Source organism: Burkholderia diffusa, assembly GCF_902499115.1.
GTDB lineage: Bacteria > Pseudomonadota > Gammaproteobacteria > Burkholderiales > Burkholderiaceae > Burkholderia > Burkholderia diffusa.
In genome coordinates this window covers 40,378-64,926 of record NZ_CABVPN010000030.1, presented here as the reverse complement: position 1 = coordinate 64,926, position 24,549 = coordinate 40,378, and the positions used below count along the sequence as shown (strand labels likewise).

Sequence of the window (24,549 nt, the reverse complement as noted above, 5' to 3'; positions counted from 1 at the left end):
TGCATTCGTCGCCGGCAGTCTTGCCGTTGCGCGGCGTGCCGCAGCGCGAATGCCACGACAATTGAGGCATCCTGATGAACAAGTTGACTTTGGCTGACTGGCAGGACAAGGCGGCGTCGCTCACGATTGAAGGGCGCGCATTCATCGACGGCACGTCGCGCGACGCGCACGGCGGCAGGACGTTCGACTGCGTGAGCCCGATCGACGGTCGCGTGCTCGCGAAGGTGGCCGATTGCGGAGAGCCCGACGTGAACGCCGCCGTCGCGGCCGCGCGCCGCGCGTTCGACGCCGGCGTGTGGGCCGGACTGAACCCGCGTGCGCGCAAGGCCGTGCTGCTGCGCTGGGCCGCGCTGATGCGCGAGCATCTCGACGAACTTTCGCTGCTCGAGACGCTCGATGCGGGCAAGCCGATCGGCGACACCACGACGGTTGACGTGCCGGGCGCCGCTTATTGCGTCGAGTGGTTCGCCGAAGCGATCGACAAGGTCGGCGGCGAAGTCGCGCCGGCCGACCATCATCTCGTCGGTCTCGTCACGCGCGAGCCGGTCGGCGTGGTGGCGGCCGTCGTGCCGTGGAACTTCCCGATCCTGATGGCCGCATGGAAGTTCGGCCCGGCGCTCGCGGCCGGCAACAGCGTCGTGCTGAAGCCGTCGGAGAAATCGCCGCTGACCGCGATTCGCGTCGCGCAGCTCGCATACGAGGCCGGCATCCCGGCCGGCGTGTTCAACGTCGTGCCGGGCGCGGGCGAACCGGGCAAGCTGCTCGCGCTGCATCGCGATGTCGACTGCATCGCGTTCACCGGCTCCACCGCGGTCGGCAAGCTGATCATGCAGTACGCCGCGCAGTCGAACCTGAAGCGCGCGTGGCTCGAGCTCGGCGGCAAGTCGCCGAACATCGTGCTGCCGGATTGTCCGGACCTCGAGCGCGCCGCGCAGGCCGCGGCCGGGGCGATCTTCTACAACATGGGCGAGATGTGCACGGCCGGCTCGCGCCTGCTCGTGCATCGCGACATCAAGGACGCGTTCATCGAGAAGCTGGTGGCGGCCGCGCGTGCGTACGTGCCGGGCAACCCGCTCGATCCGTCGGTATCGATGGGCGCGATCGTCGACGGGATCCAGCTCGAGCGCGTGCTCGGCTACATCGATGCCGGGCGCAAGGAAGGCACGCTCGTCACGGGCGGCGCGCGCGTGAAGGAGGAGACGGGCGGCTTCTACGTGGAACCGACGGTGTTCGAGGTCAAGCCCGATGCGAAGATCGCGCGCGAGGAGATCTTCGGCCCCGTGCTGTCGGTGATCGTGTTCGACGATGTCGACGAGGCGGTGCGGATCGCGAACGACACCGAATACGGGCTGGCCGCGGCCGTGTGGACGTCGAACCTGACGACCGCGCACGACGTGTCGCGCCGGCTGCGGGCGGGCACGGTGTGGGTGAACTGCTACGACGAAGGCGGCGACATGAACTTCCCGTTCGGCGGCTACAAGCAGTCGGGCAACGGCCGCGACAAGTCGCTGCACGCGCTCGAGAAATACACCGAGCTGAAGTCGACGCTGATCCGGCTGCGCTGACGCGGCCGGTGTACGGGCGCGGTGCCGAGGGGCGCCGCGCCCGCGCGCGTCAGGCCGAGCGCAATGCCGGGTGGAAGCCCGCGGCTTCGATGATCGACTGCACGCGTTCGGCGCCTTGCGCCGATTCGACCTTGACCGTCTTCGCGGCCACGTCGATGTCGAGCTTCGCGGCGGGGTCCGCTGCCGTCACGGCGCGCGTGATGGCGTTGGCGCAGCCGCCGCAGGTCATGTCCTGGACTTCGAATTCCATCGTGTTCTCCTGGGTTGATTGGCGATTCACAAACATCGCCAGCATGAAGCTTGCCATGGTGGGAAGGTCAAGCCATTCGTCGCGTTCGACACCGCACAAGCAATTTGTAAAGCTGATGTCAGACGAATCGCAATCTGCCCGTGTGCGTCAGTCCGAATTTTTCCCGATTGACGGCCGCATATTGCCGGCGAAATCTCGCGGAGCCTTGCGCGACAAGGTGCGCGTCGCATCACTGACGCCCGATGTCCATGACGCAAGTAAGGGTACTGGGAGAAGGGAATGCGAATCGATCTTACTATCGATTCCCCTCGATATTTCATTTCGGTACCCGTATGAATCGCTTCGCTTTCGGTTTCGCACTGGCCCTGCTGGGCGCATCGGCAACGTCCGCATTCGCTGCCGACGACGTCGTCAACCTGACCCTGAAGAATCACAAGTTTTCGCCGGACGGCGTGACGATTCCGGCCGGCAAGAAGGTGAAGTTCGTCGTGAAGAACCTCGATGCGACGCCCGCGGAATTCGAAAGTGACGATTTCAAGGCGGAGAAGGTCGTGCCGGCCGGCAAGTCGGTCGAGATCCTGGTCGGGCCGCTGAACGCCGGCACCTACGAGTTCCACGACGAGTATCATGAAGCGCAGTCGAAGACGCACCTGACCGTCAAATAAGCGGATATCGCCATGCTGTCTACCGCCCTGATCGTCTTTCGTGAAGTGCTCGAGGCCGCGCTGGTGGTGTCGATCGTAATGGCCGCGACGAAGGGCGTGCCGAGCCGCGGCTGGTGGGTCGGCGGCGGCCTCGTCGGCGGCGTGATCGGCGCCGGCCTGATCGCCGCGTTCGCCGACGTGATTTCGCAGTGGGCCTCCGGCATGGGGCAGGAAGTCTTCAACGCCGGCGTGATGTTCGTCGCGACGCTGATGCTCGCGTGGCACTGCATCTGGATGAGCCGCCACGGCCGCGAGATGGCGCTGCACATGGGCGAGGTCGGCCGGGCCGTCGCAGCCGGCAGCCGGCCGCTGACGGGGCTCGCGATCGTTGTCGGCGTCGCGGTGCTGCGCGAGGGCTCCGAGGCCGTGCTGTTCCTGTACGGCATCGCGGCGGGCGATCCGGGACAGACGCCGCAGATGATCGTCGGCGGGCTGCTCGGCGTGCTGGGCGGCGCCGGGCTCGGCTACGCGATGTATGCGGGCCTGCTGCAGATTCCGCTCAAGCGCCTTTTCTCCGTCACCAACGCGCTGATCGTGCTGCTCGCGGCGGGGATGGCGAGCCAGTGCGTCGGCTTCCTGCTTGCCGCCGGCCTCGTGCCGTCGTGGGGCGATGCGGTCTGGGATACCTCGTGGCTGCTCAAGGAATCGAGCATCGTCGGCAAGGCGCTGCATACGCTGATCGGCTATACCGCGCGTCCGGCGGGGATCCAGATCGTTGCGTACGTCGTCACGCTGGTCGCGATCGTCGTGCTGGCGCGGCTCGTCGGCCGGCCCCGGACGGTGGTGCCGCCGCCGCGGCCCGTTGCCTGAGCGGGCCGGGGCCGAATGCAGAAAGGGGCGTCATGGACGCCCCTTTTTTCTTGCGTTGACGGCTCGCGCGCAGCCGCGCGGCCCGTTCAGCGATGGTTGTCGATCCATGCGCGGGCCCATTCGAGCCCCGCTTCGCGCGCTTCGTCCTCGGTATCGAACACGCCGAGCACGCCCGACGCTTCGACGAGCCGATTGTTCTGCGTGATCGTGCCGCTCGCCGCGAAGCGTTCGGGCTGCAGGATTTCATCCTGCTGCAGGATCGAATGGCCCCAGATCTGGTAGCCGTGATAGGTCTGCGCTTCCATTATCGCGTCACCTCCGCGGAGCGGCTGCTCGTGCCGACACGCAGCACGTTGCCGTCCGGTGTGTATTGCCGCGGGATGTCCGAGAACTTGAGTGCGTGCGGCGTGTCGGGCATGGCCGGCTGCATCACCGTGAGCCGGCCCGGCGTAGGCTGCGCGACCGGGCGCGGTGCGGCCGGCGCATCGACCGTCGCGGCGGTCGGTCGATGCGGCGTGCTTTTCACGGCTTGTGCGACGCGGCGCTTGTGCGGCTTGACCGCAGCCTTCGGCTGCACGCTCGCGTGCTTTTCCACGGTCTTGACGCCGGCGTGCGCGTCGGCACCTGGGCGCGCTGCCGGCGTGCGGGCATCCGGCGTACGCGCCGCCGGCAACCGCGCCTCGGGCGGGTTCCAGACTTCGACGTAGTGCTCGGCCGCCCAGCCCGTCGACGCGAAGGTCAGCGCCAGCAATCCGCATCCAAACAGTCTTACCATGGTCTCTCCGTCAGTCTCGTCGGCGCGCCGGACCGCGCTGCGCCGATTGCTTACTCCACCGTCACCGACTTCGCGAGGTTACGCGGTTTGTCGACGTCGGTGCCGCGCGCGCACGCGGTGTGATACGCGAGCAGTTGCAGCGGCACGACGTGCAGGATCGGCGACAGCTGCCCGTAGTGTTCCGGCATCCGGATCACGTGCAGGCCTTCGTCGTTGACGATCTGCGTGTCGGCATCCGCGAACACGTACAGCTCGCCGCCGCGTGCGCGCACTTCCTGCATGTTCGACTTCAGCTTCTCGAGCAGCGTGTCGTTCGGCGCGACCGTGACGACCGGCATCGCTTCAGTGACGAGCGCGAGCGGCCCGTGCTTCAGTTCGCCGGCCGGATACGCCTCCGCATGGATGTACGAGATTTCCTTCAGCTTCAGCGCGCCTTCGAGCGCGATCGGGTAGTGCAGCCCGCGGCCGAGGAACAGCGCGTTTTCCTTGCGTGCGAATTCCTCCGACCACGCGATGATCTGCGGCTCGAGCGCGAGCACGCTGTTCAGCGCGGCCGGCAGGTGGCGCAACTGCTTCAGGAATTCGGCTTCCTGCGCGGCGTCGACGTGCCCGCGCAGCTTGCCGAGCGTCGCGGCCAGCACGAACAACGCGACGAGCTGCGTCGTGAACGCCTTGGTCGACGCAACGCCGATCTCGGTGCCTGCGTGCGTCAGGAACTGCATCTCCGTGAGGCGCACCATCGCGCTCGTCGCGACGTTGCACACCGCGAGCGTATGCGTGTGACCGAGCGACTGCGCGTGCTTGAGCGCGGCGAGCGTGTCGGCCGTCTCGCCCGACTGCGAGATCACCAGCACGAGCTGGCGCGGGTTCGGGACCGATTCGCGGTAGCGGTATTCGCTCGCGATCTCGACCTGGGTCGGGATCTTCGCGATCGATTCGAGCCAGTACTTCGCGGTGAGGCCCGAGTAGTAGCTCGTGCCGCACGCGAGGATCAGCAGGCTGTCGATCTCCGCGAACGCGGCGGGGGCCGCATCGCCGAACAGCGTCGCGTCGAACGCTTCGGTTTGCGGCACCGTGTCGCCGATCGCGCGCGGCTGCTCGAAGATTTCCTTCTGCATGAAGTGGCGATACGGGCCCAGCTCAACCGCGCCGCCGTATGCGCTGACGACGCGGATCTCGCGCTGCGCGAGCGCGCCGTGACGATCGACGATCTTCACGCCGTCCAGCGACAGCTCGCACACGTCGCCTTCCTCGAGGAACGTGAAGCGGTCGGTGCTGCCGGCCAGTGCGAGTGCGTCGGACGCGAGGAAGTTCTCGCCGTCGCCGTGGCCGACGACGAGCGGCGAACCCTGGCGCGCGCCGACGACGGTGTGCGGCTGGTCCTTGTGCGTCACCGCGATCGCATAGGCGCCGTGCAGCTGCTGCACGGCTTCGCGCACGGCCTCGAACAGGTCGCCGCGATACAGGCTGTGCACGAGGTGCGCAATGACTTCGGTGTCGGTCTGCGACACGAACTCGTAGCCCTTCGCGCGCAGCGCTTCGCGCAGCGGCTCGAAGTTCTCGATGATGCCGTTGTGCACCAGCGCGAGCGCGTTCGACGAGAAGATCGGATGCGCGTTGTTCGTGACGGGCGCGCCGTGCGTCGCCCAGCGCGTGTGCGCGACGCCGGTCGTGCCTTCGAGATGCGATTCCTGCACCTGCGCATCGAGATCGGCGACGCGCGCGACGCTGCGCGCGCGCTTGGGCGCGCCCGGCTCGAGCACGGCGACGCCGCACGAGTCGTAGCCACGGTATTCAAGGCGCCGCAATCCTTCGATCAGCACCGGAACGATATTACGCTGCGCAACTGCGCCGACAATGCCGCACATGAATGGGTCAGTCCTGTAAGTCGACGCGGGCGCCGTCCGGGCGCCCGCTAAAGGTTCAGCTCTTCTTCTTGACCGGGCGGACGTAGCCGCTCTTCGTCGTTTGGGTCTTCTCGTTCAATGCGAGCAGGCCGTCGGCAACGTCCTTCCAGATCGTCGTGCCGGCCGCGATCGTCACGCCACGGCCGACGCGCACCGGCGCAACGAGCTGCGTGTCGGAGCCGACGAACACGTCGTCCTCGATCACGGTGCGGAACTTGTTCGCGCCGTCGTAGTTGCAGGTGATCGTGCCCGCGCCGATGTTCACGCGCGCGCCGATGTCGGCGTCGCCGATGTAGGTGAGGTGGTTCGCCTTCGAACCGTGGCCGATCACCGCGTTCTTCACCTCGACGAAATTGCCGACGTGCGCCTCGTCCGCGAGCTGCGCGCCGGGGCGCAGCCGCGCGTACGGGCCGATCACGGTGTTCGCGCCGAGCTCGGCGCCGTCGATGTGCGTGAACGCGTCGATGCGCGTGCCGGCGCCGACCGACGCGTCGCGGATCACGCAGTTCGCGCCGATCGTCACGTTGTCGGCGAGCGTCACGTTGCCTTCGAACACGCAGTTCACGTCGATCGACACGTCGCGGCCGCAGCGCAGCGTGCCGCGCACGTCGAGCCGCGCCGGATCGGCGAGCGTGACGCCGTCGACGAGCAGCGCATCGGCGACGTTGCGCTGATGGATGCGCTCGAGCTCCGCGAGCTGCGCCTTGCTGTTCACGCCGAGCGTTTCCCATTCCTCGTCGGGCTGCGCCGTGACGATCTCGAAGCCGGCCTCGATCGCGAGCTCGACGACGTCGGTCAGGTAGTACTCGCCCTGCGCGTTCTCGTTCTTCAGCGCGCCGAGCCACATCGACAGCTGGGCCGTGGGCGTGACGATGATGCCGGTGTTGATCTCGGCGATCTTCAGTTGCTCGGGCGACGCGTCCTTCTGCTCGACGATGCGCGTGACGAAGCCGGACGCGTCGCGCACGATGCGGCCGTAGCCGGTCGGGTCGTCGAGCGTGACGGTCAGAATCCCGTAGCGGCCCTCGCGCGCGGCGTCGACGAGACGCCGCAGCGTCGACGCGCGGGTGAGCGGCACGTCGCCGTACAGCACCAGCGTCGGTTGCGCGGGATCGAGCAGCGGCAGCGCCTGGCGTACCGCGTGGCCGGTGCCGAGCTGCTCGGCCTGCACCGCGAACTGGACGTCGGGCGCGGCGACGGCGGCCTGGACCTGCTCGGCGCCGTGACCGACCACGACGACGAGCCGCGACGGCTGCAGCGTGCGCGCGGTGGCGATGACGTGGGAGAGGAGCGGCCTGCCGGCCAGGGGATGGAGCACTTTCGGCAGCGCGGAACGCATGCGCTTGCCGGTGCCTGCCGCCAAAATCACGATATTCATGGCGCCAGCTTGTCAGAGGAGTTCGAAGCCGTCCATTTTAGCATGCGGCCCCCGTCGTTCCGGGCCTGTCGCGGCGGGGCGACAGCGCCGGAACGACGCTGCGGCCCCGGTTCCGGCGGGTGTTCGGACCCTGCTTACAGGTCGTCGAACTGGACGATCGAGATCGGTTTCGCGGCGCCCGGCGCGGCGGTCTCTTCGCCGGACGCGCACGGCTCCTCGTCGAACGCGATGTCGCCCTGCGGATCGGCAACGCCGGTCGCGCGCAGCGACGCGAACGGGAACTGGGTCGTATCCATCAGGTGCGACGGCACGACGTTCGCGAGCGCGCTGAACATGTTGTCGACGCGACCCGGGAAGCGCTTGTCCCATTCGCGGATCAGCGCCTTCATTTCCGCGCGCTTCAGGTTCGGCTGGCTGCCGCACAGGTTGCACGGGATGATCGGGAATTCGCGCAGCTCCGCGTATTTCTCGAGATCGGTTTCCTTCACGTATGCGAGCGGGCGGATCACGACGTTCCTGCCGTCGTCCGACTGCAGCTTCGGCGGCATTCCCTTCAGCTTGCCGCCGTAGAACATGTTGAGCAGCAGCGTCTGCAGGATGTCGTCGCGGTGGTGGCCGAGCGCGATCTTGGTCGCGCCGAGCTCGCCGGCCACGCGGTACAGGATCCCGCGGCGCAGCCGCGAGCACAGCGAGCAGGTCGTCTTGCCTTCGGGCACGAGCCGCTTGACGATGCTGTAGGTGTCCTGGTTCTCGATGTGGAACGGCACGCCGACCTGCGTCAGGTACTCGGGCAGCACGTGTTCAGGGAAGCCCGGCTGCTTCTGGTCGAGGTTGACCGCGACGATGTCGAAGTCGATCGGCGCGCGCTCGCGCAGGCGCAGCAGCACGTCGAGCATCGCGTAGCTGTCCTTGCCGCCCGACAGGCACACCATCACCTTGTCGCCCTGCTCGATCATGTTGTAGTCGCCGATCGCCTGGCCGACCTGGCGCACGATCCGCTTGAACAGCTTGTTGTTCTCGTACGCTTCCTTCTGCTCGCGGCGCGTCAGCACGCGGCGGCCGGTGTCGGCGGCGGTGGCTTCGATGGCGGCGCCATCGGCCGCCGTGTCGTTCATGTGGGGGGCGTTCATGCGCGCTCCTCGTCCTTGATGCGAAAGACTTCGACGCCGACGGCGTCGCAGTCCGGATAGGCGTCCGGTTTCTCGGTACAGACGCGTACCGCGCGCACGGCGTCGTGCGCCAGCAGGTTCGCGGCGATCGCGTCGCACAGCGTTTCCTGCAGGTGGATGTGGCCGCGCGCCACGCACTGCGCGACGCTCTGCTTCATCAGGTCGTAGTCGACGACTTCATGCAGCCGGTCGTCGACGGGGGTGGACAGCGCGAGCGGCACGAACAGGTCGACGTTGATGACGACGCGCTGCTCGCCGCGCTTCTCGTGTTCGAAGGCCCCGATGTTGATGTGCACCTCGTAGTCGCGCAGGTAGAGCCTGCGGCAGTCCGCGAGGCGGGGGTGCAGGAGAGCGGAAAACATGGTCGTCCCAGTCAAATTGGCGTGCGCGCACGCAAAGCGGCGCGGGCGGCGGCGATCACGCCGCGCGATCCGCGCGGTTCATTCATTCGGGCCGGCGGCGGGCGGCACCAGGTGCTCGCCGCCGTCGACGGTCAGCGTCGCGCCCGTGACGCCGGGCGCGCTCGCGAGATAGCAGGCCGCCGCCGCGATGTCGTTCGCGTGCGGCGCATGGCCGCGCACGAGCGCCGCGACGCGCACCTTCGGCGCGAGGGCCAGCGCCAGCGCGGAGGTCGCGCGGTTCAGCGCGGCCTGCATCAGCGCGTGCGACAACTGCGCCGGCGCCGGGTGAAACAGGGCCTGATCCAGCACGTGGATCACGCAGGCGCGCAGCGATTCGTCGTCACGCGCGGCGTCGGGCGTCGCGTCGGCAAGCGCCCGGGCCAGCGCGAGCGGCGCCGTCACGTTGCGCGCGAGCGCGGCGGCGAGCGATGCGCCGTCCACGGTGTGCGCGTCGTCGGTGGCGGCGCATGCACTCACGAACACCGCACAGGCGGGCCGGCCGAGCGCCGCAGCACACGCGGCGACGAGCGCGGCCGCGTCGGTTTCCAGGGCCAGATCGGCGTCGAGCACGGCTGCACGGCGCCCGCGGGCGGCGACTTCGGCGACGAGCGCGTCGGCGGCCGCGCGCGGCGTGCCGGGGCTGCGCTGCAGCGCGACGTCCCAGCCGTGTTGCGCGAATCCGGTCGCGAGCGCGCGACCGAGCGACGCGGCGTCGGCCGCGCTGCCCAGCGCGCCGGCGACGAGCGCGATGCGCGGGGGCGACGTATCGGCTGAAACGGTCATTTACAATGCCGGGATGAACCCGAAAGCTCACGAACCCGCTAGTTTACCTGCTCCCGGCCCTGACGCGCTCGCGCAGTCCGAAACCCTTGCCGCGCAACTGCGCGACGAGATCGCGGCGGCCGGCGGCTGGCTGCCGTTCGACCGCTTCATGGAGCGCGCGCTGTATGCGCCCGGCCTCGGCTATTACAGCGGCGGCGCGCGCAAGTTCGGCCGCCGCGCCGACGACGGCAGCGACTTCGTGACGGCCCCCGAGCTGTCGCCGCTGTTCGCGCAGACGCTCGCGAATCCCGTCGCGCAAGCGCTGGCGGCAAGCGGCACGCGCCGCGTGATGGAGTTCGGCGCGGGCACGGGCAAGCTCGCGGCCGGGCTGCTCGCGGCGCTCGATGCGCTCGGCGTCGAGCTCGACGAATACCTGATCGTCGACCTGTCCGGCGAACTGCGCGAACGGCAGCGCGACACGATTGCGGCGGCCGCGCCGGCGCTCGCCGCGAAGGTGCGCTGGCTCGACGCGCTGCCCGAGCGCTTCGACGGCGTCGTGGTCGGCAACGAGGTGCTCGACGCGATGCCGGTGCGCCTCTTCGCGAAGGCGGGCGGCGTGTGGCTCGAGCGCGGCGTCGCGCTCGACGCGCGGCACGCGTTCGTGTTCGACGACCGGCCCGCCGGCGCGGCCGGCCTGCCGCCGGTGCTCGCGACGCTCGACGTCGACGACGGCTACGTGACCGAGACGCACGAAGCCGCGCTGGCGTTCACGCGTACCGTGTGCACGATGCTCGGGCGTGGCGCGGTGCTGCTGGTCGACTACGGGTTCCCCGCGCACGAGTACTACCATCCGCAGCGCGACCGCGGCACGCTGATGTGCCACTACCGCCATCACGCGCATGACGACGCATTCCTGTACCCGGGGCTGCAGGACATCACCGCACACGTCGAATTCACGGGCATCTACGACGCGGGCGTCGCGACCGGCGCCGACCTGCTCGGCTACACGTCGCAGGCGCGCTTCCTGTTGAACGCAGGCATCACCGACGCGCTGGCCGCGATCGATCCTTCCGACATCCACCAGTTCCTGCCGGCCGCGAACGCGGTGCAGAAGCTGATCTCGGAAGCGGAGATGGGCGAGTTGTTCAAGGTGATCGCGTTCTCGCGCGGGATCGACGGCACGCTCGACGCCTTCGCGCGCGGCGACCGCTCGCACGCGCTCTGACGGGGAGCCCGGGATGCTGCGCTGGCTGATGGCGTCGTTCGTCGCGGTGATGATCCTGACGCGCTGCTGGCCGTGGCTCGGCAAGTTCGGCATCGGGCGGATGCCGGGCGACGTCACGCTGACGCTCGGCGGGCGGCGCTACCCGTTCCCGTTCATGTCGACGCTGGTGCTGACGATGCTGGTGTCGATGGTGGCGCGGCTGCTCTGAGCCGCGCCGAATGCGGCGGCGCGCCGCGACCGGGCCGCGGCGCGCGTGGGATGGTTCGGCGCGTTACAGTTCGATTTCGCCGAGGATCCGGTGCGCGAGCGCCTTCGCTTCGTCGAACGCCTCTTCCTCGCTCGGACTCGTCGTGTGGACGTCGTAGCGCATGTTCTCCGTCTCGTCGCCGTCGTCCCGGGCGAGGATCACGTAACCCTGGAACTGTCCGTTGGCGGCGTGCTGCGTATGCGCCTTGGCCGTGTAGATGCCTTTCGTGAACGTGTTCGTGTCCATCGTGCCTCTCCCGCAATAGGACACTTCATCGTAGCACTGCGGCGCAGCATGTACAGCGCCGCTAATCGGCGACCGATCAGCGCGCCGTCATCGTCCCGTCACCGTTCGAGCAGCGCGACGACCTCGTCGAGCGTCGGCGCATGCGCGCCCGTATGCCGGCACGCGGCGGCGCCCGCCGCGAGCGCGAACGCGAGATGCTCGCGCCACGACCGCTGCGGCGCGGCCATCAGGCTGAACAGCATGCCGCCGATCGACGCGTCGCCCGCGCCGACGGTGTCGACCACCTCGACGCGCGGCGGGCTGGCCTCGAGCACGTCGCCGTCCGCGTAAAGCGTGGCCGCCTGCGCGCCGCGCGTGACGAGCACGGCCGCGCGCGGATTCAGCGCGCGCACCGCCGCGACCGCATCGGGGCCGTCGCCGCCGAACAGGTGGCGCAGGTCCTCGTCGGACACCTTGATCAGGTCGGCGAGCGCGGCCATCTTCTCGAGCGTCGGCCGGTACGCGGCCGTCATCAGGTTCCGGTAGTTCGGATCGAAGCTGATCTTCACGCCACGCGCGTGCAGGTCGGCCGCGAGCGCGACGAGCGTGCTCGCGAGCGGTTCGCGCACGAGGCTGATGCAGCCGAAGTGCGCCCACTTCACGTGTCCGGCCCAGCCGGCCGGCAGCCGCGCCGGGTCGAACGCGAGATCCGCGCTCGCTTCGCCGATGAAGAAGTACGCAGGCGGCCGCGTCTCGTGGACGATCGCGAGCAGCGGCGCACGCGGCACCCGCTGCAGGAAGCGCAGGTCGAGCCCGGCCGCCTCGCTGGTACGCCACAGCACGTCGGAGAAGCAGTCTTCGCCGATCGCGCCCGCGAGCGCGCTCGGCACGCCGAGCCGCGCGACCGCGCGCGCGACGTTCCAGCCGGCGCCGCCCGGCACCGAGGTCCACTGCGCGTCGCCCGCGCGCACCATGTCGGTCAGGATGTCGCCCGCCGACACGAAGGCCGGAAAGGTGCCGCCGCTCATTGCGTCGGCTCGCTGCGCGCCGCGCGCGCGAGGGTCGCGAGCACGTCGTAGCATGCGCCCATCGTGTGATAGTCGGTCTTGCCGGCCGGGCTCTTCTCGTCGCTGTACTTGCGGTTGTCGCAGGTGAGGATCCGGTACCACGCGCCGTAGCGGTGATCGACGAAATGCGTCCAGCTGTAGCGCCAGATCTCGTCGTACCAGTCCCAGAAGCGCTCGCTGCCGGTGCGCGCGCCGAGCATCGCGGCCGCCGCGAAGGTTTCCGCCTGCACCCAGAAATACTTGTTGTGGTCGCAGATCGTGAAGTCGGGGCCGAAGCCGTAGCAGAGGCCGCCGTGATCGGCGTCCCACGCATGCGTGAGCGCCGCGTCGAACAGCTCGGCCGCGCGCGGCACGAGCCAGTCGAGCGGGCGGTGCCGCTCCAGGATCAGCAGCAGCTTCGCCCATTCGGTCTGGTGCCCGGGCTGGAAGCCCCACGGACGGAAGATGTTCGAGCTGTCCTCCTTGTTGTAGTCCCAGTCGACCGACCAGTCCGCATGGTAGTGCTCCCACACGAGGCCGCCCGACAGCGAAGCCTGGCGCCGCGTGATGTGGGTCGCGAGCTTTTCCGCGCGATCGAGATAGGTGAGATGGCCGGTCGCCTCGTACGCCGCGAGCAGCGCTTCCGTCATGTGCATGTTCGCGTTCTGGCCGCGGTACGACGACACGTTCCAGTTCGGCGTCGCGTCGTCCGCATAGAGGCCGGCGGCCGCGTCCCAGAAGCGGTGCTCGGCGAGCTCGTAGGTCGACGCGATCAGCGCGCGCGCTTCATCGATGCCGGCCATCGCAGCGTGCGCGGCCGCCAGCAGCACGAACGCGAGCCCGTAGCAGTGGCGCGTGCCGTCGAGCGTCGCGCGTTTCGCGCCGTCGCGCCAGTCGAGTTCCCAGTCGTAGCCCTGCAGCGCTTCATCCCAGTGCGCGTCGCGCAGGAAGCGCAGCCCGTGGCGTGCGTAGTCGAGGTGGCGCGGATCGCCGAAATGCCGGTACGCCATCGCGTAGTTGAAGACGAACCGGCAGCTGCTGACCAGGTGCCGCGACGTGCGGTTGTAGATGCTGCCGTCGTCGCGGAAGTAATGGTAGAAGCCGCCCGTCGGGTCGAACGCGTTCTGCGCGTAGAAGCGCAGCGTGTCCTCGATGTGCGACAGCAGGAACGACGGCTCGCGGAAGCTCGCGACGAACGGTGCCGCTTGCGCGTGAGCGGCCGGCGCGGCCGTGCGGGATTGGACCGGGGGCATGTTCATGATTCGGTGACCGTGGCGGTATCGAGTGCCGGTGAGCCGGCGGGCTGGCTGCTGGCCCGTACGATCAGTTCGACGGGCAGGGAGATCTCGGTGCGCTCGGGCGATTCGGCGAGCAGCAGTTCGACGCCGCGGCGGCCGAGCGCTTCCTTGTCGACGGCGAGCGTCGTGAGCGGCGGGTTCGCGTGCGCGGCGGCCGGGATGTCGTCGAAGCCGACGATCGCGATGTCTTCCGGAATCCGCACGCCGCGCGCGATGCACACGCGCTGCGCGGCCAGCGCGGCGGCGTCGTTGTACGCGAACACGGCGTCCGGGCGTGGGCCGGGCGCGTCGAGCAGCTGCTGCATCGCGCGCGCGGCGCCGGTGTCGGGGTCGAGCCCGGCGTCGATCGTCACTTCGTACGCGGGATCGAACAGCCTCCCGGCCTCGAAGAACGCGCGGCGGTAGCCGATCGCGCGCTGCGCGATGCTGAAGTGCGCGGCCGAGCCGCCGATGAACGCGATCCGCGAGCGGCCGATGGCGAGCAGGTGGCGCATCGCGAGCGCCGCGCCCGTCGCGTTGTCGATGTTCACCGAGCGCAGGCCGGGCGCCCACAGGTCGATCAGCACGAGCGGTCGGCCGGTCGCGGCGAGCGCTTCGATCGTCTCGGGCTCGATGAAGCCGGCCACCGCGATCGCGTCGGGCGCGTGCGGGCGCATCTGGCGCAACACGTCGTCGTTCGGGCCGACCGTGAGCAGCGTCGGCACGATGCCGCGCTCGCGGCACGCGTCCTCGACGCCGTGCAGCACGTGCGAGAAGAACGGGCTGGCGGGAAAGCGGTTGTGCTGGCGGTGCAGCAGGAAGGTGAGCCGGCGGATGCGCGGGCGCAACTGGGCCGGGTCGTAGCCGAGGTGCTGCGCGATCTCGACGACGCGCGCCCGCGTGGCTTCCGACAGGCCCGGCTGGTTTTTCAGCGCACGGGAGACGGTGCCGATCGAGACCTCTGCCGCCCGCGCTACGTCGCGAATGGTGGTGCCCATCGTTCGGGTCCGGTTTGTTTAGGATGATGGCGATTGTATAGTAAAACACGGCGCCAAATTCGGGCCGGATAACCGGGGAATACCCGGAAATAACGGGTTTTTACGCGCTAATCTGCGAAAACGACGTTACTAAAAATACTAAACAAAACGCGGAAAAGGCAAGGTGATCGCATGGAAAGGGGCGATGCCGGCGGGGCGGACGAGGCGCACGCGTTCGGATGCCCGGTCCGCGACGGACGAACGGCAGGCCGTTGCCCGGAGTCGATTGGGGGCCGGCGCAGGTGCGCGGCGCCGGCACCGCCGTCCGCACCGGCCGGCAGCGCGCTTGCCTGCGGCAACCGCCCGCCGTTCAGCCCGCCGCCGCGTGCGGCGGCCCGCCGCGATCGCGCAGCGCCGCGCGGCCTGAATCGAGATCGACGACCGCGAGCCCGCCCGGCTGCTGTTTCGCGCGCCGCTTCGCGAGCGCCGCGACCGACGCGATCTCGTCGCTGCCATAGCGCATCGCGCCGTGCGCACCCGCCGGCACGCCGACCGCGCCGATCGCCATCGTCACGAAGCCGAAGAACGCCGGGTTGCCGTGGCGGTCCTCGCCGCGCAGCCCGCCTGCCTGCCGGTCGGCCTGCGTGTAGAAGCGCTGCGCGCCTTCGTTGAAGCGCGCGATCGCGTCGGTCGCGCGCGCGTGCCAGTCGTCGCGCTGGAACAGCACGAGGAAATCGTCGCCGCCGACGTGCCCGAGAAAGTCGCGCTGCGGGTCGCACACGCCGGCCAGCACCGTCGCGGCAAACTTCAGCACCTCGTCGCCCTGCCAGTAGCCGTACTGGTCGTTGAACGGCTTGAACTGGTTCAGGTCGACGTAGCACGCATGAAAGCCGGCGTCGCGCTGGAGCAGGCGGTCGATGTGCGCGCTGATCGGAATGTTGCCGGGCAGGAAGGTCAGCGGGTTCGCGTAGCGCGCGGCTTCGATGCGCATCTCGGTCACCGCGCGCACGAGGCTCTCGCCGGTGCCGAGCCCGACGTAGCGGCCGTGTTCGGTGATCACGAAGCCGTCCGCGAGATAGCGCTGGTCGTGGCTCGCGAGCAGCGTCGCGAGTTGCTCGAACGTCGTCGCGTTGTCGATCATCAGCGGCGCATCGTTCGCGAACTGCAGGCACGGTTTCTTTCCGAACACCTCGCGGTGATACGGCAGCGCGAAGCGGTCGATGAAGCCGCGGCGATTCACGAGCGCGACCGGCCGCCCGTGTTCGACGAGCGCGACCGCATGCAGGTCGGGCATCCGGTTGAACAGGTCGAGCACGTCGTTGCTGGTCGCGTCGCGCGGCAGCGGCGGCGCGGCGACGAGCATTTTCGCGGCGATCGTGCCGGCCGGCCGCACGGTGCGCGTCGCGCCGGGAAACACCGCGATGTGCGGCGCGCGGATCGCATCGCGCGCGGCCGGCGCGACGACCCGCGACGGCTGCGCGTCCGGCCGGCCGAGCAGGAAGCCCTGCACGCAGCAGATGCCCATGTCGCGCACGACGATCAGGTCGCATTCGTTCTCGATGCCTTCCGCGATCAGTCGCGCGCCGCTCGCCTGCGCGAAGTGCTGCATGGCCTTCACGGCCTCGAACTTGAGCGGGTCGCGCGAGATGTCGTGAATGAAGAAGCGGTCAACCTTCACGACGTCCGGCTGCAGGCGCAGCCACAGGTTCATGCTCGCGTTGGCGGTGCCGTAGTCGTCGAGCGCGAACTGGATGCCGGCGTCGCGCAGCGACGCGACCGCCGGCCCGATGTGCGCGACATCCAGTATCGCGTTCTGCTCGGTCAGCTCGATCACGATGCGCTCCGCGCCGATCCGCGCGCGGCCGAGAAACTGGCGCGCGCGCGCGCGCTCGCGTTCGCTGGCGAGCTGCAGGATCGTGCCGGCGCTGAAATTGAGGAACAGCTTGCCGTCGCAGCCGAGCGCCGCGAACGCGTCGAGGCAGGTGAGCGCGGCGGCCTGTTCGAGCGCGATGGTCGCGCCTTCGCGCGCGGCCTGCGCGAACAGCGCGGCGGGCGCCTCGAGGTCGGTGCCGCGCGGGCCGCGGATCAGGCCTTCGTAGCCGACGACCGTCCCCGACCCGAGGTCGACGATCGGCTGGAACACGGCCGCGAGCGCACGCTCCACGATCAGGCGCGTGGTGTGGGCGGTGGACGAGTCGGGATGGGGCGCGGGCATGGGCGAGGGTGAGGGTGAGGGCGGCCGAGGCGACGGGACGCCCGACTTTAACGGCAGCGTGTGCGAAGAATTGAATGAAGATTTCGTGACGCGATGCGCGTTGATGGTGCATGCATCGCGTTGGGTGGACGGGGGCGGTGCGACGGAGGAAGCGGAGGAAGCGGAGGAAGCGGAGGAAGCGGAGGAAGCGGAGGAAGCGGAGGAAACGGAAGAAGCGGAACGAGAAAGACGCGAATGCATCCGCGCGGCCAGCCGTGCCGGCCGCGCGGCCTCCCGCGTCAGCGCTTGCCCGCGCTCAGCGCACCGCGTCCGCGTGCGGCACCGGCCGCCCCCTCGTCGCCGTCACGCTCGCCGCGCATGTCGCGCGCGCCCCAGCGCTGCGCGAGCGCCGCGCACGCCATCAACTGGATCTGGTGGAACAGCATCAGCGGCAGCACGATCGCGCCGACCGCCTGCGCGGAGAAGATCACCTTCGCCATCGGCACGCCGGCCGCGAGGCTCTTCTTCGAGCCGCAGAAGATGATCGTGATCTGGTCGGCGCGGTTGAAGCCGAGCCGCTTGCTGACAAACGTGGTCAGCACCAGCGCGATCACGAGCAGCACGACGTTGACGACCAGCAGGCCGCCGAGCGCGCGCGCCGGCATCTGGTGCCACAGCCCCTGGTTCACGGCCTCGCTGAACGCGACGTAGACGACGAGCAGGATCGAGCCCTGGTCGACGAAGCGCAGCACGCCGCGATTGCGTTCGATCCAGCCGCCGATCACGGGCCGCAGCAGCTGGCCGGCGACGAACGGCACGAGCAACTGCATCACGATGCTCCCGACGGTGCTCCACGGCGACGCGGCCGCGGCCGACTGAGACGTGATCATCAGCCCGACGAGCGCCGGCGTCACGAAGATTCCGAGCAGGCTCGACGCGGACGCCGCGCACACGGCGGCCGGCACGTTGCCCTTCGCGATCGACGTGAACGCGATCGACGACTGGACGGTCGACGGCAGCGTGCACAGAAACAGCACGCCGGCGTAGAGCGCAGGCGTGACGAGCGGCTGCAGCACGGGCTTCAGCGCGAGGCCGAGCAGCGGGAACAGCGCGAACGTGCTGAGCAGCACGACCGCATGCAGCCGCCAGTGGGTCGCGCCCGCGACGACAGCCTCGCGCGACAGCTTCGCGCCGTGCAGGAAGAACAGCAGGCCAACCGCGATGTTGGTTGCCCAGTTGAACGCATGGGCGGCCGGGCCGCGGCACGGCAGCAGGCTCGCGAGCACGACGGTGCCGACGAGCGCGAGCGTGAAGTTGTCGGGAAGAAAACGGGGACGGACCATCGGGGATATTGATTCGGAAACGGCAGGCGCGCAGGTCGCACGAAACCGATATTGTCCCGGTAGGTCATTCAATACACAAATTCATTGTGTGAATCGATTGATGAATCGGTTGCATGTGACGGTAAGCGTCAGCGGCAGCGACCGATGCGCAAAACGGCAGAAGAATGTTCTGCCGCGAGTACGCCCTCAAGTGAAAAAACCTAGCAGTAACATGGTGTTACACCCATGCCCGCGACCTAACACTTTTTGGCTCGACACAGTTTCGGGCCGCTCATAAATTACTGCTGAAAGGCTTGCGTCGGCCGGAAACAACCGGCGGCGAGCTGCAACAGGCACTGAATGATGACGGAACGGGTGAAACTGAGGGTCGGACGATGGGTGGCAGGCGTGCTCGGCGCGCTGCTGATGCCGCTCGCGCTCGCGCAACCGCCGCACGGCGGTCCGGCGTTCGGCGGCGGCCACGGTTTCGGTCATGGTTTCGGTGGCGGCGACATGCGCGCGTACGGCCGGCCGGCCGGCAACGCGCCGGCGTGGCGCCGGGCGCTGCCGCCGGGCGGCGCGCGTGCCGGCGGCGTGAGCGGCTACGGTTCCCGCTGGGGGCTGCGGCCGACGCCGTCCTACGGCCATTACGCCGCGCAAAGCCCGTATCGTCCGATCAGCGCCGACTCCCGCCAGATGCCGCGTCCGCCGGGCGGCGGCAATGTTCCGCTGCGTGCCGGCTCGATCCGCGCCGACGTCGCGCGCTACAACGAGGAGCGCGGCGGCCGTCCGATGCCGCCCCCCCGCGCGCAGGAAGAACCTGCCCACTCGCCGTTTTTCTCCCCGTTCTACCGAAACTGAGCGCCCGCGCGTTCGTCCCCCGCCGGCTGTGATGCGAATTCGCCACAGTCGCGCGCATATTTCCGCTGATTTTCCCGCCGCATTGCGCTATCTTTCGCGCCCGGCGCGCGCGCCCCGCGGCCGTCCCGTCGCGTGCCGCGCGCTGCGCGCAGCCGCTGCCGCGCGCCTGGCCATGTGCCGATTCCGCGAAGTTAATGCCGCCGCTATACCCGCAATAAGTGTGCGCAATTTTGACCGGACGCACGATCCGTAAAGATGGCTGCGCCCCATACGACGCAAGCAGTCGGCTCCAAAAAACAACGCTCGCGCCACTTATCGACATTCGACAACACCTGGAGATCCCATGAAAGCATTCGCTCGCCGTGCGTCGCGCACGTCCGTCAAGCTGATCGCCGCGGCCGCCTGCGTGGCCGCAACCGTACCCGTCCACGCGCAGTCGAGCGTCTCGCTCTACGGTCAGGTCGACGAATGGGTCGGCGCAACCAAGTTCCCGGGCGGCGATCGCGCATGGAACGTATCGGGCGGCGGGATGTCGACGTCGTACTGGGGCCTGCACGGCGCAGAGGATCTGGGCAGCGGCTACAAGGCAATCTTCACGCTGGAGAGCTTCTTCCGTGCGCAGAACGGCCAGTTCGGCCGCTTCCAGGGCGACACGTTCTTCGCGCGCAACGCATACGTCGGCGTCAGCTCGCCGTACGGCACGGTGACGGCCGGCCGCCTGACGACCCACCTGTTCCTGTCGACGATCCTGTTCAACCCGTTCTACGATTCGTACACCTTCTCGCCGATGGTGTACCACGTGTTCCTCGGCCTCGGCACGTTCCCGACCTATCCGAGCGACCAGGGCGCGGTCGGCGATTCGGGCTGGAACAACGCGCTGTCGTACACGTCGCCTTCGTTCGGCGGCCTGAATTTCGCGGCGATGTACGCGCTCGGCAACACGGCCGGCGACAACCGCTCGAAGAAATGGAGCGCGCAGTTCAATTACGCGAACGGCCCGTTCGCGGCGACCGCCGTCTATCAGTACGTGAACTTCAACAACGGCCCGCAGGACCTGAGCGCGCTCGTGACGGGCATGAAGAGCCAGGGCATCGCGCTGGTCGGCGCGACCTACGACCTGAAGTACGTGAAGCTGTTCGGCCAGTACATGTATACGAAGAATGACCAGGTCGCGGGCAGCTGGCACGTGAACACCGCGCAGGGCGGCGTGTCGGTGCCGCTCGGCGTGGGCAACGCGATGGCGTCGTACGCGTATTCGCGCGATGCCGGCGGCCTCGACCAGACGCGCCAGACCTGGGCCGTCGGCTACGACTATCCGCTGTCCAAGCGCACGGACATCTACGCCGCGTACATGAACGACCACATCAGCAGCCTGTCGACCGGCAACACGTTCGGCGCGGGTATCCGCGCGAAGTTCTGACGCGCACGTGCGATCGGTGCGCCGGCCGCGCGCGAAAATCGCGCGTGCCGGCCGCATGTTTTCCCTCTCGAAACGGAACGGAACGGAACGGCGCCGCCACTCGCGGCGCCGTTTTGCTTTTGTTGACCTTTCTGTTTCCTCGCCTTTGTTACCCTATCTCGTAATTGCACCATTCCCCCGTCATTACGGGCTAGTTCGATGGATACCCTCGTCAGCATGAATGTGTTTCGCTACGTCGTCGAAGTGGGCAGCTTCGTCGGCGCGGCCGAGCGCATGCAGATGTCGGCCGCGATGGCGAGCAAGCACGTGATGCATCTCGAGCAGCAGCTCGGCGCGCGGCTGCTGCATCGCACGACACGACGTGTCGCGCCGACCGAGGCGGGACGCGAATACTATGAGCGCCTCGTGCAGGCGCTGTCGGAACTCGACGAAGCCGGACAGGCGGTCGGCGCCGCGAGCGTCGTGCCGCAGGGCCGCCTGCGCGTGACGTCGCTGTCCGCGTTCGGCTTGCGGCACGTGATGCAGGCCGTCACCGATTATGCGGGCCGGTTCCCGGACGTGACCGTCGACATGACGCTGTCCGATCGCGTGGTCGACCTGATCGAGGAAGGCTACGACGTCGCGGTGCGCGCGGCGCCGAACGGGCTGAAATCGTCGTCGTTGGTCGCGCGCCAGATCGCGACCGCGCACATCCTGCTGGTCGCGTCGCCCGAGTATCTCGAGAAGCACGGCACGCCGCAGACGATCGCCGATCTCGCGCATCACAATTACCTGCGCCGCGATTCGAATTCGACGATGCTCGATTCGCTGATGATCGACGCGGCCGCCGCGTCGCGCGTGAACCTGAACGGCAACCTGATCGTGAACCACCTCGAGGGGCTGCGCGCGGCGGTGCTCGCGGGCGCGGGCATCGCGCTGCTCGGCACCGAGGTGATCGGCGACGACATCGAATCCGGCCGCCTCGTGCCGGTGCTGCTCGACGCGGTGCCGCCGCACGAGGCGCCGATCTATGCGGTGTATGCGAGCCGCCGCCACGTGTCCGCGAAGGTGCGCTCGTTCGTCGACTTCCTTGCCGCACGCTTCGAAGGGCAGTCGCTGTGCCCGTCGATCGAGTCGCGCCTGCGCGTGCTGCCGATCACGCGGATCAAGCGCGCGAGCTGAGCGGCGTCGGCCGCCCGCGGGCGGACGTGAAAAAAGCGCGAGCCGTTGCGGTTCGCGCTTTTTGTTTTTGTCCGACGTCATGCGCGGCGGTGGCGCAACCCGCCGCCTGCGTCAGCGTGCGATGCCGAGCCGTGCCTTCGCGTCGTCGTACTCGCGCTTCAGCCGCTCGACGAGCGCGCCGACGCTCGGCAGGTCGTCCATCAGGCCGACGCCCTGGCCGGCACCCCAGATGTCCTTCCACGCCTTCGTCTTGTCGCCGCCGAAATTCATCTTCGTCTTGTCGGATTCCGGCAGCGCGTCCGGATCGAGCCCGGCCTTCTCGATGCTCTCGCGGATGTAGTTGCCGTGCACGCCGGTGAAGAGGTTCGTGTAGATGATGTCGGACGATTTCGCGTTGAGGATCGCGTGCTTGTAGTCGTCGACCGCGTGCGCTTCCTGCGTCGCGATGAAGCGCGTGCCCATGTACGCGAAGTCGGCGCCCATCGCCTGCGCGGCGAGGATCGAGCCGCCGTTCGCGATCGAGCCGGACAGCACGATCGGACCGTCGAAGATCTTGCGCACTTCGCCGACGAGCGCGAACGGCGACGTCGTGCCCGCGTGGCCGCCGGCGCCGGCCGCGACGAGGATCAGCCCGTCGACGCCGGCTTCGAGCGCCTTCTGCGCGTGGCGCAGGTTGATCACGTCGTGCAGCACGATGCCGCCGTAGCTGTGCACGGCGTCGACGATCTCGCGCGCCGGTGCGCGCAGGCTCGTGATGAAGATCGGCACCTTGTGCTCGACGCACACGCGCACGTCATGCTCGAGCCGTACGTTCGACTGATGGACGATCTGGTTGACCGCGATCGGGCCGATCACCGCATCCGGGTGCTTCGCCTTGTGGTCGGCAAGCTCCGACTGGATCTGCGTGAGCCACTCGTCCAGCAGTTCGGCCGGACGGGCGTTGAGCGCGGGAAATGATCCGACGATACCCGCCTTGCACTGCGCGAGCACGAGTTCGGGGTAGCTGACGATGAACATCGGCGACGCGATGACGGGCAGCGTCAGGTTCTGCAGGACGGCGGGCAATGCCATGTGATGTCTCCAGTCTCGAGGGGCGGCCGGATGCGGCGCGGTCGCGCCGACGCCGGCATCCATGCTTGGCGGTCCAACGGTGCTTCGAGTGTAGCGGTGCAGCGATTCGCCCATATTAATACGAACGGTCGTGCGATTCTACGCGAGCTTAGCAAACGGCGCGGCATGGCGGCAATCGAGTGAGTGTTCTCTTTCTACGCATTCGGGCATCTGCCGCGCGCAGCGGTCGGCCGCGCGCTCCTACAATAGCCGCCATAACAAACCAACGAGAAACAAACCATGTCGTTTGAGGCGTTTGCACCGTTTCGCGTGACGGTGCAGGACACCGACATCTTCGGTGTCAAAGGAGGCGCGGGGCCACCGCTTCTGTTGCTGCACGGCCATCCGCAGACCCACATGATCTGGCATCGCGTCGCCGCGACGCTGGCGGATCACTTCACGGTGATCGCGACCGACCTGCGCGGCTACGGCGCGTCGGGCAAGCCGCCGAGCGACGCGCGGCATGCGCCGTATTCGAAACGCGCGATGGCGGCCGACCAGGTTGCCGTGATGCGGCATTTCGGCTTCGAGCAATTCCACGTCTGCGCACACGATCGCGGCGCGCGCGTCGCGCACCGGCTCGCGCTCGATCATCCGGCGGCCGTCGAGCGGATGATGCTGCTCGACATCGCGCCGACGCTCGCGATGTACGAGCAGACGGACCGCGCGTTCGCGACCGCGTATTTTCACTGGTTCTTCCTGATCCAGCCGGCGCCGCTCCCCGAAACGCTGATCGAAGGCCGCACCGATGCGTACATCGAGCGCGTGATGGGCAACCGGTCCGCCGGGCTCGCGCCGTTCGCGCCGGAGGCGCTCGCCGCGTATCGCGCCGCGCTCGCGCAGCCGGGCGCCGTGCATGCGATGTGCGAGGACTACCGCGCGTCGGCGACGATCGATCTCGAGCACGACCGCGCGGATCTCGAGCGCGGCAACAAGGTCGCGTGCCCGCTGCGCGTGCTGTGGGGCGAGCACGGGATCGTCGGGCGCTGCTTCGATCCGCTCGGCGAGTGGCGGCGCGTCGCGCGCGACGTCGGCGGCCGCGCGCTCGATTGCGGGCACTACATTCCGGAGGAGGCACCCGTCGCGCTGATCGACGAGCTGCTCGCGTTCTTCGAGGCACGCGACGCGGCCGCGTGAGCGGCGCCGGCCGCCGCGGGCAGCGCGGTGCTTGCCGCGCGTCGGCGATCAGCGGCGCGTGGCGTCGTCGTCGTCGACGAGCGGCGGCAGGCGGCGCGGCACCGGCGTCGATTTCACGATCGCCGTGCTCGTTTCCGCGCGCTCCGTCACCTTCGACAGGATGTCGTCGAGGTGCTCGATCGTGCGCAGATAGAGCCGGCAGATGAAGCAGTCCTCGCCGGTCACCTTGTCGCATTCGACGAATTCCGGAATCCGCCGCAACACTTCCTCGACGAGATGCAGCTGCCCCGGCAGCGGCTTCACGCGCACGATCGCCTGCAGCGTGTAGCCGAGCGCGCGCGGGTCGAGCTCGACGGTGAAACCCGCGATCACGCCCTGCGCTTCGAGCCGTCGCACGCGGTCGGCGGTCGCGGGCGCCGACAGCCCGATCTGTCGCGCCAGTTCGCTGGTGGCAATGCGCGCATCCTCGGCGAGCGCCGCGAGGATCGCGCGGTCGGTTGCGTCCAGCGACGCGACGGCGGGAGGGGAAAGGCGTTTCGCCATGATCGCTTTGCTTTCGAAGGTGAATCGGTGGTTTCGCTTCAGTTTAGTCGTGGATGCGCGGAAAGCAAGTTCCTAGAATCGAA

The 24,549-nt window shown here is 68.6% G+C and carries 25 protein-coding genes; 9 read left to right on the top strand and 16 right to left on the bottom strand.

The annotated features are described in order from the left end of the window. Nucleotides 1-74 precede the first annotated feature (74 nt). The gene (locus BTE28158_RS26675; protein WP_124901959.1) at nucleotides 75-1,565 is read left to right on the top strand and encodes an aldehyde dehydrogenase; all 1,491 of its coding nucleotides are present in this window, start codon (nucleotides 75-77) and stop codon (nucleotides 1,563-1,565) included. A 49-nt stretch (nucleotides 1,566-1,614) separates the two neighbouring features. Here the strand turns inward: BTE28158_RS26675 and BTE28158_RS26670 are convergent, their stop codons facing one another. Further along, nucleotides 1,615-1,815: a heavy-metal-associated domain-containing protein gene (locus BTE28158_RS26670; RefSeq protein WP_006754615.1), complete on the bottom strand. Its 201-nt coding sequence runs from the start codon at nucleotides 1,813-1,815 to the stop codon at nucleotides 1,615-1,617. Between the two features lie 332 nt (nucleotides 1,816-2,147). Between BTE28158_RS26670 and BTE28158_RS26660 the strand changes: the two genes are divergently transcribed. Together BTE28158_RS26660 and BTE28158_RS26655 are read left to right on the top strand one after the other, a co-directional pair. Next, nucleotides 2,148-2,480: a cupredoxin domain-containing protein gene (locus tag BTE28158_RS26660; protein ID WP_059605730.1), complete on the top strand. Its 333-nt coding sequence runs from the start codon at nucleotides 2,148-2,150 to the stop codon at nucleotides 2,478-2,480. A gap of 12 nt (nucleotides 2,481-2,492) precedes the next feature. Then, entirely contained in the window at nucleotides 2,493-3,329 is an 837-nt protein-coding gene (locus BTE28158_RS26655; RefSeq protein ID WP_124629788.1) for an FTR1 family iron permease, read from the top strand. 86 nt (nucleotides 3,330-3,415) lie between these two features. Here BTE28158_RS26655 and BTE28158_RS26650 read toward each other — a convergent pair whose 3' ends face one another. The 7 genes from BTE28158_RS26650 to BTE28158_RS26620 form a co-directional block, all read right to left on the bottom strand. Beyond that, nucleotides 3,416-3,634 carry a DUF6566 family protein gene (locus tag BTE28158_RS26650; RefSeq protein ID WP_059450688.1) on the bottom strand — a complete coding sequence of 73 codons (219 nt, stop codon included), beginning with the start codon at nucleotides 3,632-3,634 and terminating at the stop codon, nucleotides 3,416-3,418. Then, complete coding sequence (locus tag BTE28158_RS26645; protein WP_151051409.1) at nucleotides 3,634-4,104, bottom strand: hypothetical protein; 471 nt, start codon at nucleotides 4,102-4,104, stop codon at nucleotides 3,634-3,636. The genes BTE28158_RS26650 and BTE28158_RS26645 overlap by 1 nt, the downstream gene beginning before the upstream one ends. Before the next feature lie 50 nt (nucleotides 4,105-4,154). Next, nucleotides 4,155-5,972 (bottom strand): glutamine--fructose-6-phosphate transaminase (isomerizing), encoded by a 1,818-nt coding sequence (gene glmS, locus BTE28158_RS26640; RefSeq protein WP_059605721.1) that lies wholly within the window; start codon nucleotides 5,970-5,972, stop codon nucleotides 4,155-4,157. 55 nt (nucleotides 5,973-6,027) lie between these two features. Beyond that, the gene (gene glmU, locus BTE28158_RS26635; RefSeq protein WP_151051407.1) at nucleotides 6,028-7,389 is read right to left on the bottom strand and encodes a bifunctional UDP-N-acetylglucosamine diphosphorylase/glucosamine-1-phosphate N-acetyltransferase GlmU; all 1,362 of its coding nucleotides are present in this window, start codon (nucleotides 7,387-7,389) and stop codon (nucleotides 6,028-6,030) included. Between the two features lie 134 nt (nucleotides 7,390-7,523). Continuing rightward, on the bottom strand, nucleotides 7,524-8,519 hold the full coding sequence (ttcA, locus tag BTE28158_RS26630; protein ID WP_059605714.1) for a tRNA 2-thiocytidine(32) synthetase TtcA: 996 nt from the start codon (nucleotides 8,517-8,519) through the stop codon (nucleotides 7,524-7,526). Further along, nucleotides 8,516-8,920 carry a dihydroneopterin aldolase gene (locus tag BTE28158_RS26625; protein ID WP_059450683.1) on the bottom strand — a complete coding sequence of 135 codons (405 nt, stop codon included), beginning with the start codon at nucleotides 8,918-8,920 and terminating at the stop codon, nucleotides 8,516-8,518. The genes ttcA and BTE28158_RS26625 overlap by 4 nt, the downstream gene beginning before the upstream one ends. A 78-nt stretch (nucleotides 8,921-8,998) precedes the next feature. Then, the gene (locus BTE28158_RS26620) at nucleotides 8,999-9,742 is read right to left on the bottom strand and encodes an SDR family oxidoreductase (RefSeq protein WP_124901963.1); all 744 of its coding nucleotides are present in this window, start codon (nucleotides 9,740-9,742) and stop codon (nucleotides 8,999-9,001) included. 13 nt (nucleotides 9,743-9,755) lie between these two features. Between BTE28158_RS26620 and BTE28158_RS26615 the strand changes: the two genes are divergently transcribed. Next, nucleotides 9,756-10,946 (top strand): class I SAM-dependent methyltransferase, encoded by a 1,191-nt coding sequence (locus BTE28158_RS26615; protein ID WP_059605708.1) that lies wholly within the window; start codon nucleotides 9,756-9,758, stop codon nucleotides 10,944-10,946. 13 nt (nucleotides 10,947-10,959) lie between these two features. Then, entirely contained in the window at nucleotides 10,960-11,154 is a 195-nt protein-coding gene (locus tag BTE28158_RS26610) for a DUF2905 domain-containing protein (protein ID WP_057928625.1), read from the top strand. 63 nt (nucleotides 11,155-11,217) lie between these two features. Here the strand turns inward: BTE28158_RS26610 and BTE28158_RS26605 are convergent, their stop codons facing one another. The 6 genes from BTE28158_RS26605 to BTE28158_RS26580 form a co-directional block, all read right to left on the bottom strand. Continuing rightward, entirely contained in the window at nucleotides 11,218-11,439 is a 222-nt protein-coding gene (locus BTE28158_RS26605; RefSeq protein WP_059450680.1) for a hypothetical protein, read from the bottom strand. Between the two features lie 98 nt (nucleotides 11,440-11,537). Continuing rightward, entirely contained in the window at nucleotides 11,538-12,446 is a 909-nt protein-coding gene (locus BTE28158_RS26600) for a carbohydrate kinase family protein (RefSeq protein ID WP_059685317.1), read from the bottom strand. Next, nucleotides 12,443-13,723, bottom strand: a complete 1,281-nt coding sequence (locus tag BTE28158_RS26595) for an AGE family epimerase/isomerase (RefSeq protein WP_151052304.1) — start codon at nucleotides 13,721-13,723, stop codon at nucleotides 12,443-12,445. Before BTE28158_RS26595 ends, BTE28158_RS26600 begins: the two co-directional genes overlap by 4 nt. Continuing rightward, on the bottom strand, nucleotides 13,720-14,739 hold the full coding sequence (locus tag BTE28158_RS26590) for a LacI family DNA-binding transcriptional regulator (protein ID WP_059605698.1): 1,020 nt from the start codon (nucleotides 14,737-14,739) through the stop codon (nucleotides 13,720-13,722). The genes BTE28158_RS26595 and BTE28158_RS26590 overlap by 4 nt, the downstream gene beginning before the upstream one ends. 349 nt (nucleotides 14,740-15,088) lie before the next feature. After that, the gene (locus tag BTE28158_RS26585) at nucleotides 15,089-16,933 is read right to left on the bottom strand and encodes an EAL domain-containing protein (RefSeq protein WP_174920173.1); all 1,845 of its coding nucleotides are present in this window, start codon (nucleotides 16,931-16,933) and stop codon (nucleotides 15,089-15,091) included. 278 nt (nucleotides 16,934-17,211) lie between these two features. Then, complete coding sequence (locus tag BTE28158_RS26580) at nucleotides 17,212-18,255, bottom strand: bile acid:sodium symporter family protein (RefSeq protein ID WP_151052709.1); 1,044 nt, start codon at nucleotides 18,253-18,255, stop codon at nucleotides 17,212-17,214. Between the two features lie 342 nt (nucleotides 18,256-18,597). Between BTE28158_RS26580 and BTE28158_RS26575 the strand changes: the two genes are divergently transcribed. The 3 genes from BTE28158_RS26575 to BTE28158_RS26565 all read left to right on the top strand — a co-directional run bounded on the left by BTE28158_RS26575 (nucleotide 18,598) and on the right by BTE28158_RS26565 (nucleotide 21,676). After that, complete coding sequence (locus BTE28158_RS26575; protein ID WP_174920179.1) at nucleotides 18,598-19,095, top strand: peptide-binding protein; 498 nt, start codon at nucleotides 18,598-18,600, stop codon at nucleotides 19,093-19,095. A gap of 343 nt (nucleotides 19,096-19,438) precedes the next feature. Next, nucleotides 19,439-20,515, top strand: coding sequence for a porin (locus BTE28158_RS26570; RefSeq protein WP_059599979.1), 1,077 nt, complete (start codon nucleotides 19,439-19,441; stop codon nucleotides 20,513-20,515). Between the two features lie 198 nt (nucleotides 20,516-20,713). Further along, on the top strand, nucleotides 20,714-21,676 hold the full coding sequence (locus tag BTE28158_RS26565; RefSeq protein WP_059685303.1) for a LysR family transcriptional regulator: 963 nt from the start codon (nucleotides 20,714-20,716) through the stop codon (nucleotides 21,674-21,676). A 111-nt stretch (nucleotides 21,677-21,787) separates the two neighbouring features. Here BTE28158_RS26565 and BTE28158_RS26560 read toward each other — a convergent pair whose 3' ends face one another. Then, nucleotides 21,788-22,747, bottom strand: a complete 960-nt coding sequence (locus BTE28158_RS26560) for an NAD(P)H-dependent flavin oxidoreductase (protein WP_124901970.1) — start codon at nucleotides 22,745-22,747, stop codon at nucleotides 21,788-21,790. A 279-nt stretch (nucleotides 22,748-23,026) separates the two neighbouring features. Between BTE28158_RS26560 and BTE28158_RS26555 the strand changes: the two genes are divergently transcribed. Beyond that, the gene (locus tag BTE28158_RS26555; protein ID WP_059599982.1) at nucleotides 23,027-23,923 is read left to right on the top strand and encodes an alpha/beta fold hydrolase; all 897 of its coding nucleotides are present in this window, start codon (nucleotides 23,027-23,029) and stop codon (nucleotides 23,921-23,923) included. 48 nt (nucleotides 23,924-23,971) lie between these two features. Here BTE28158_RS26555 and BTE28158_RS26550 read toward each other — a convergent pair whose 3' ends face one another. Next, on the bottom strand, nucleotides 23,972-24,466 hold the full coding sequence (locus tag BTE28158_RS26550) for an Lrp/AsnC family transcriptional regulator (RefSeq protein WP_059599983.1): 495 nt from the start codon (nucleotides 24,464-24,466) through the stop codon (nucleotides 23,972-23,974). Nucleotides 24,467-24,549 lie beyond the last annotated feature (83 nt).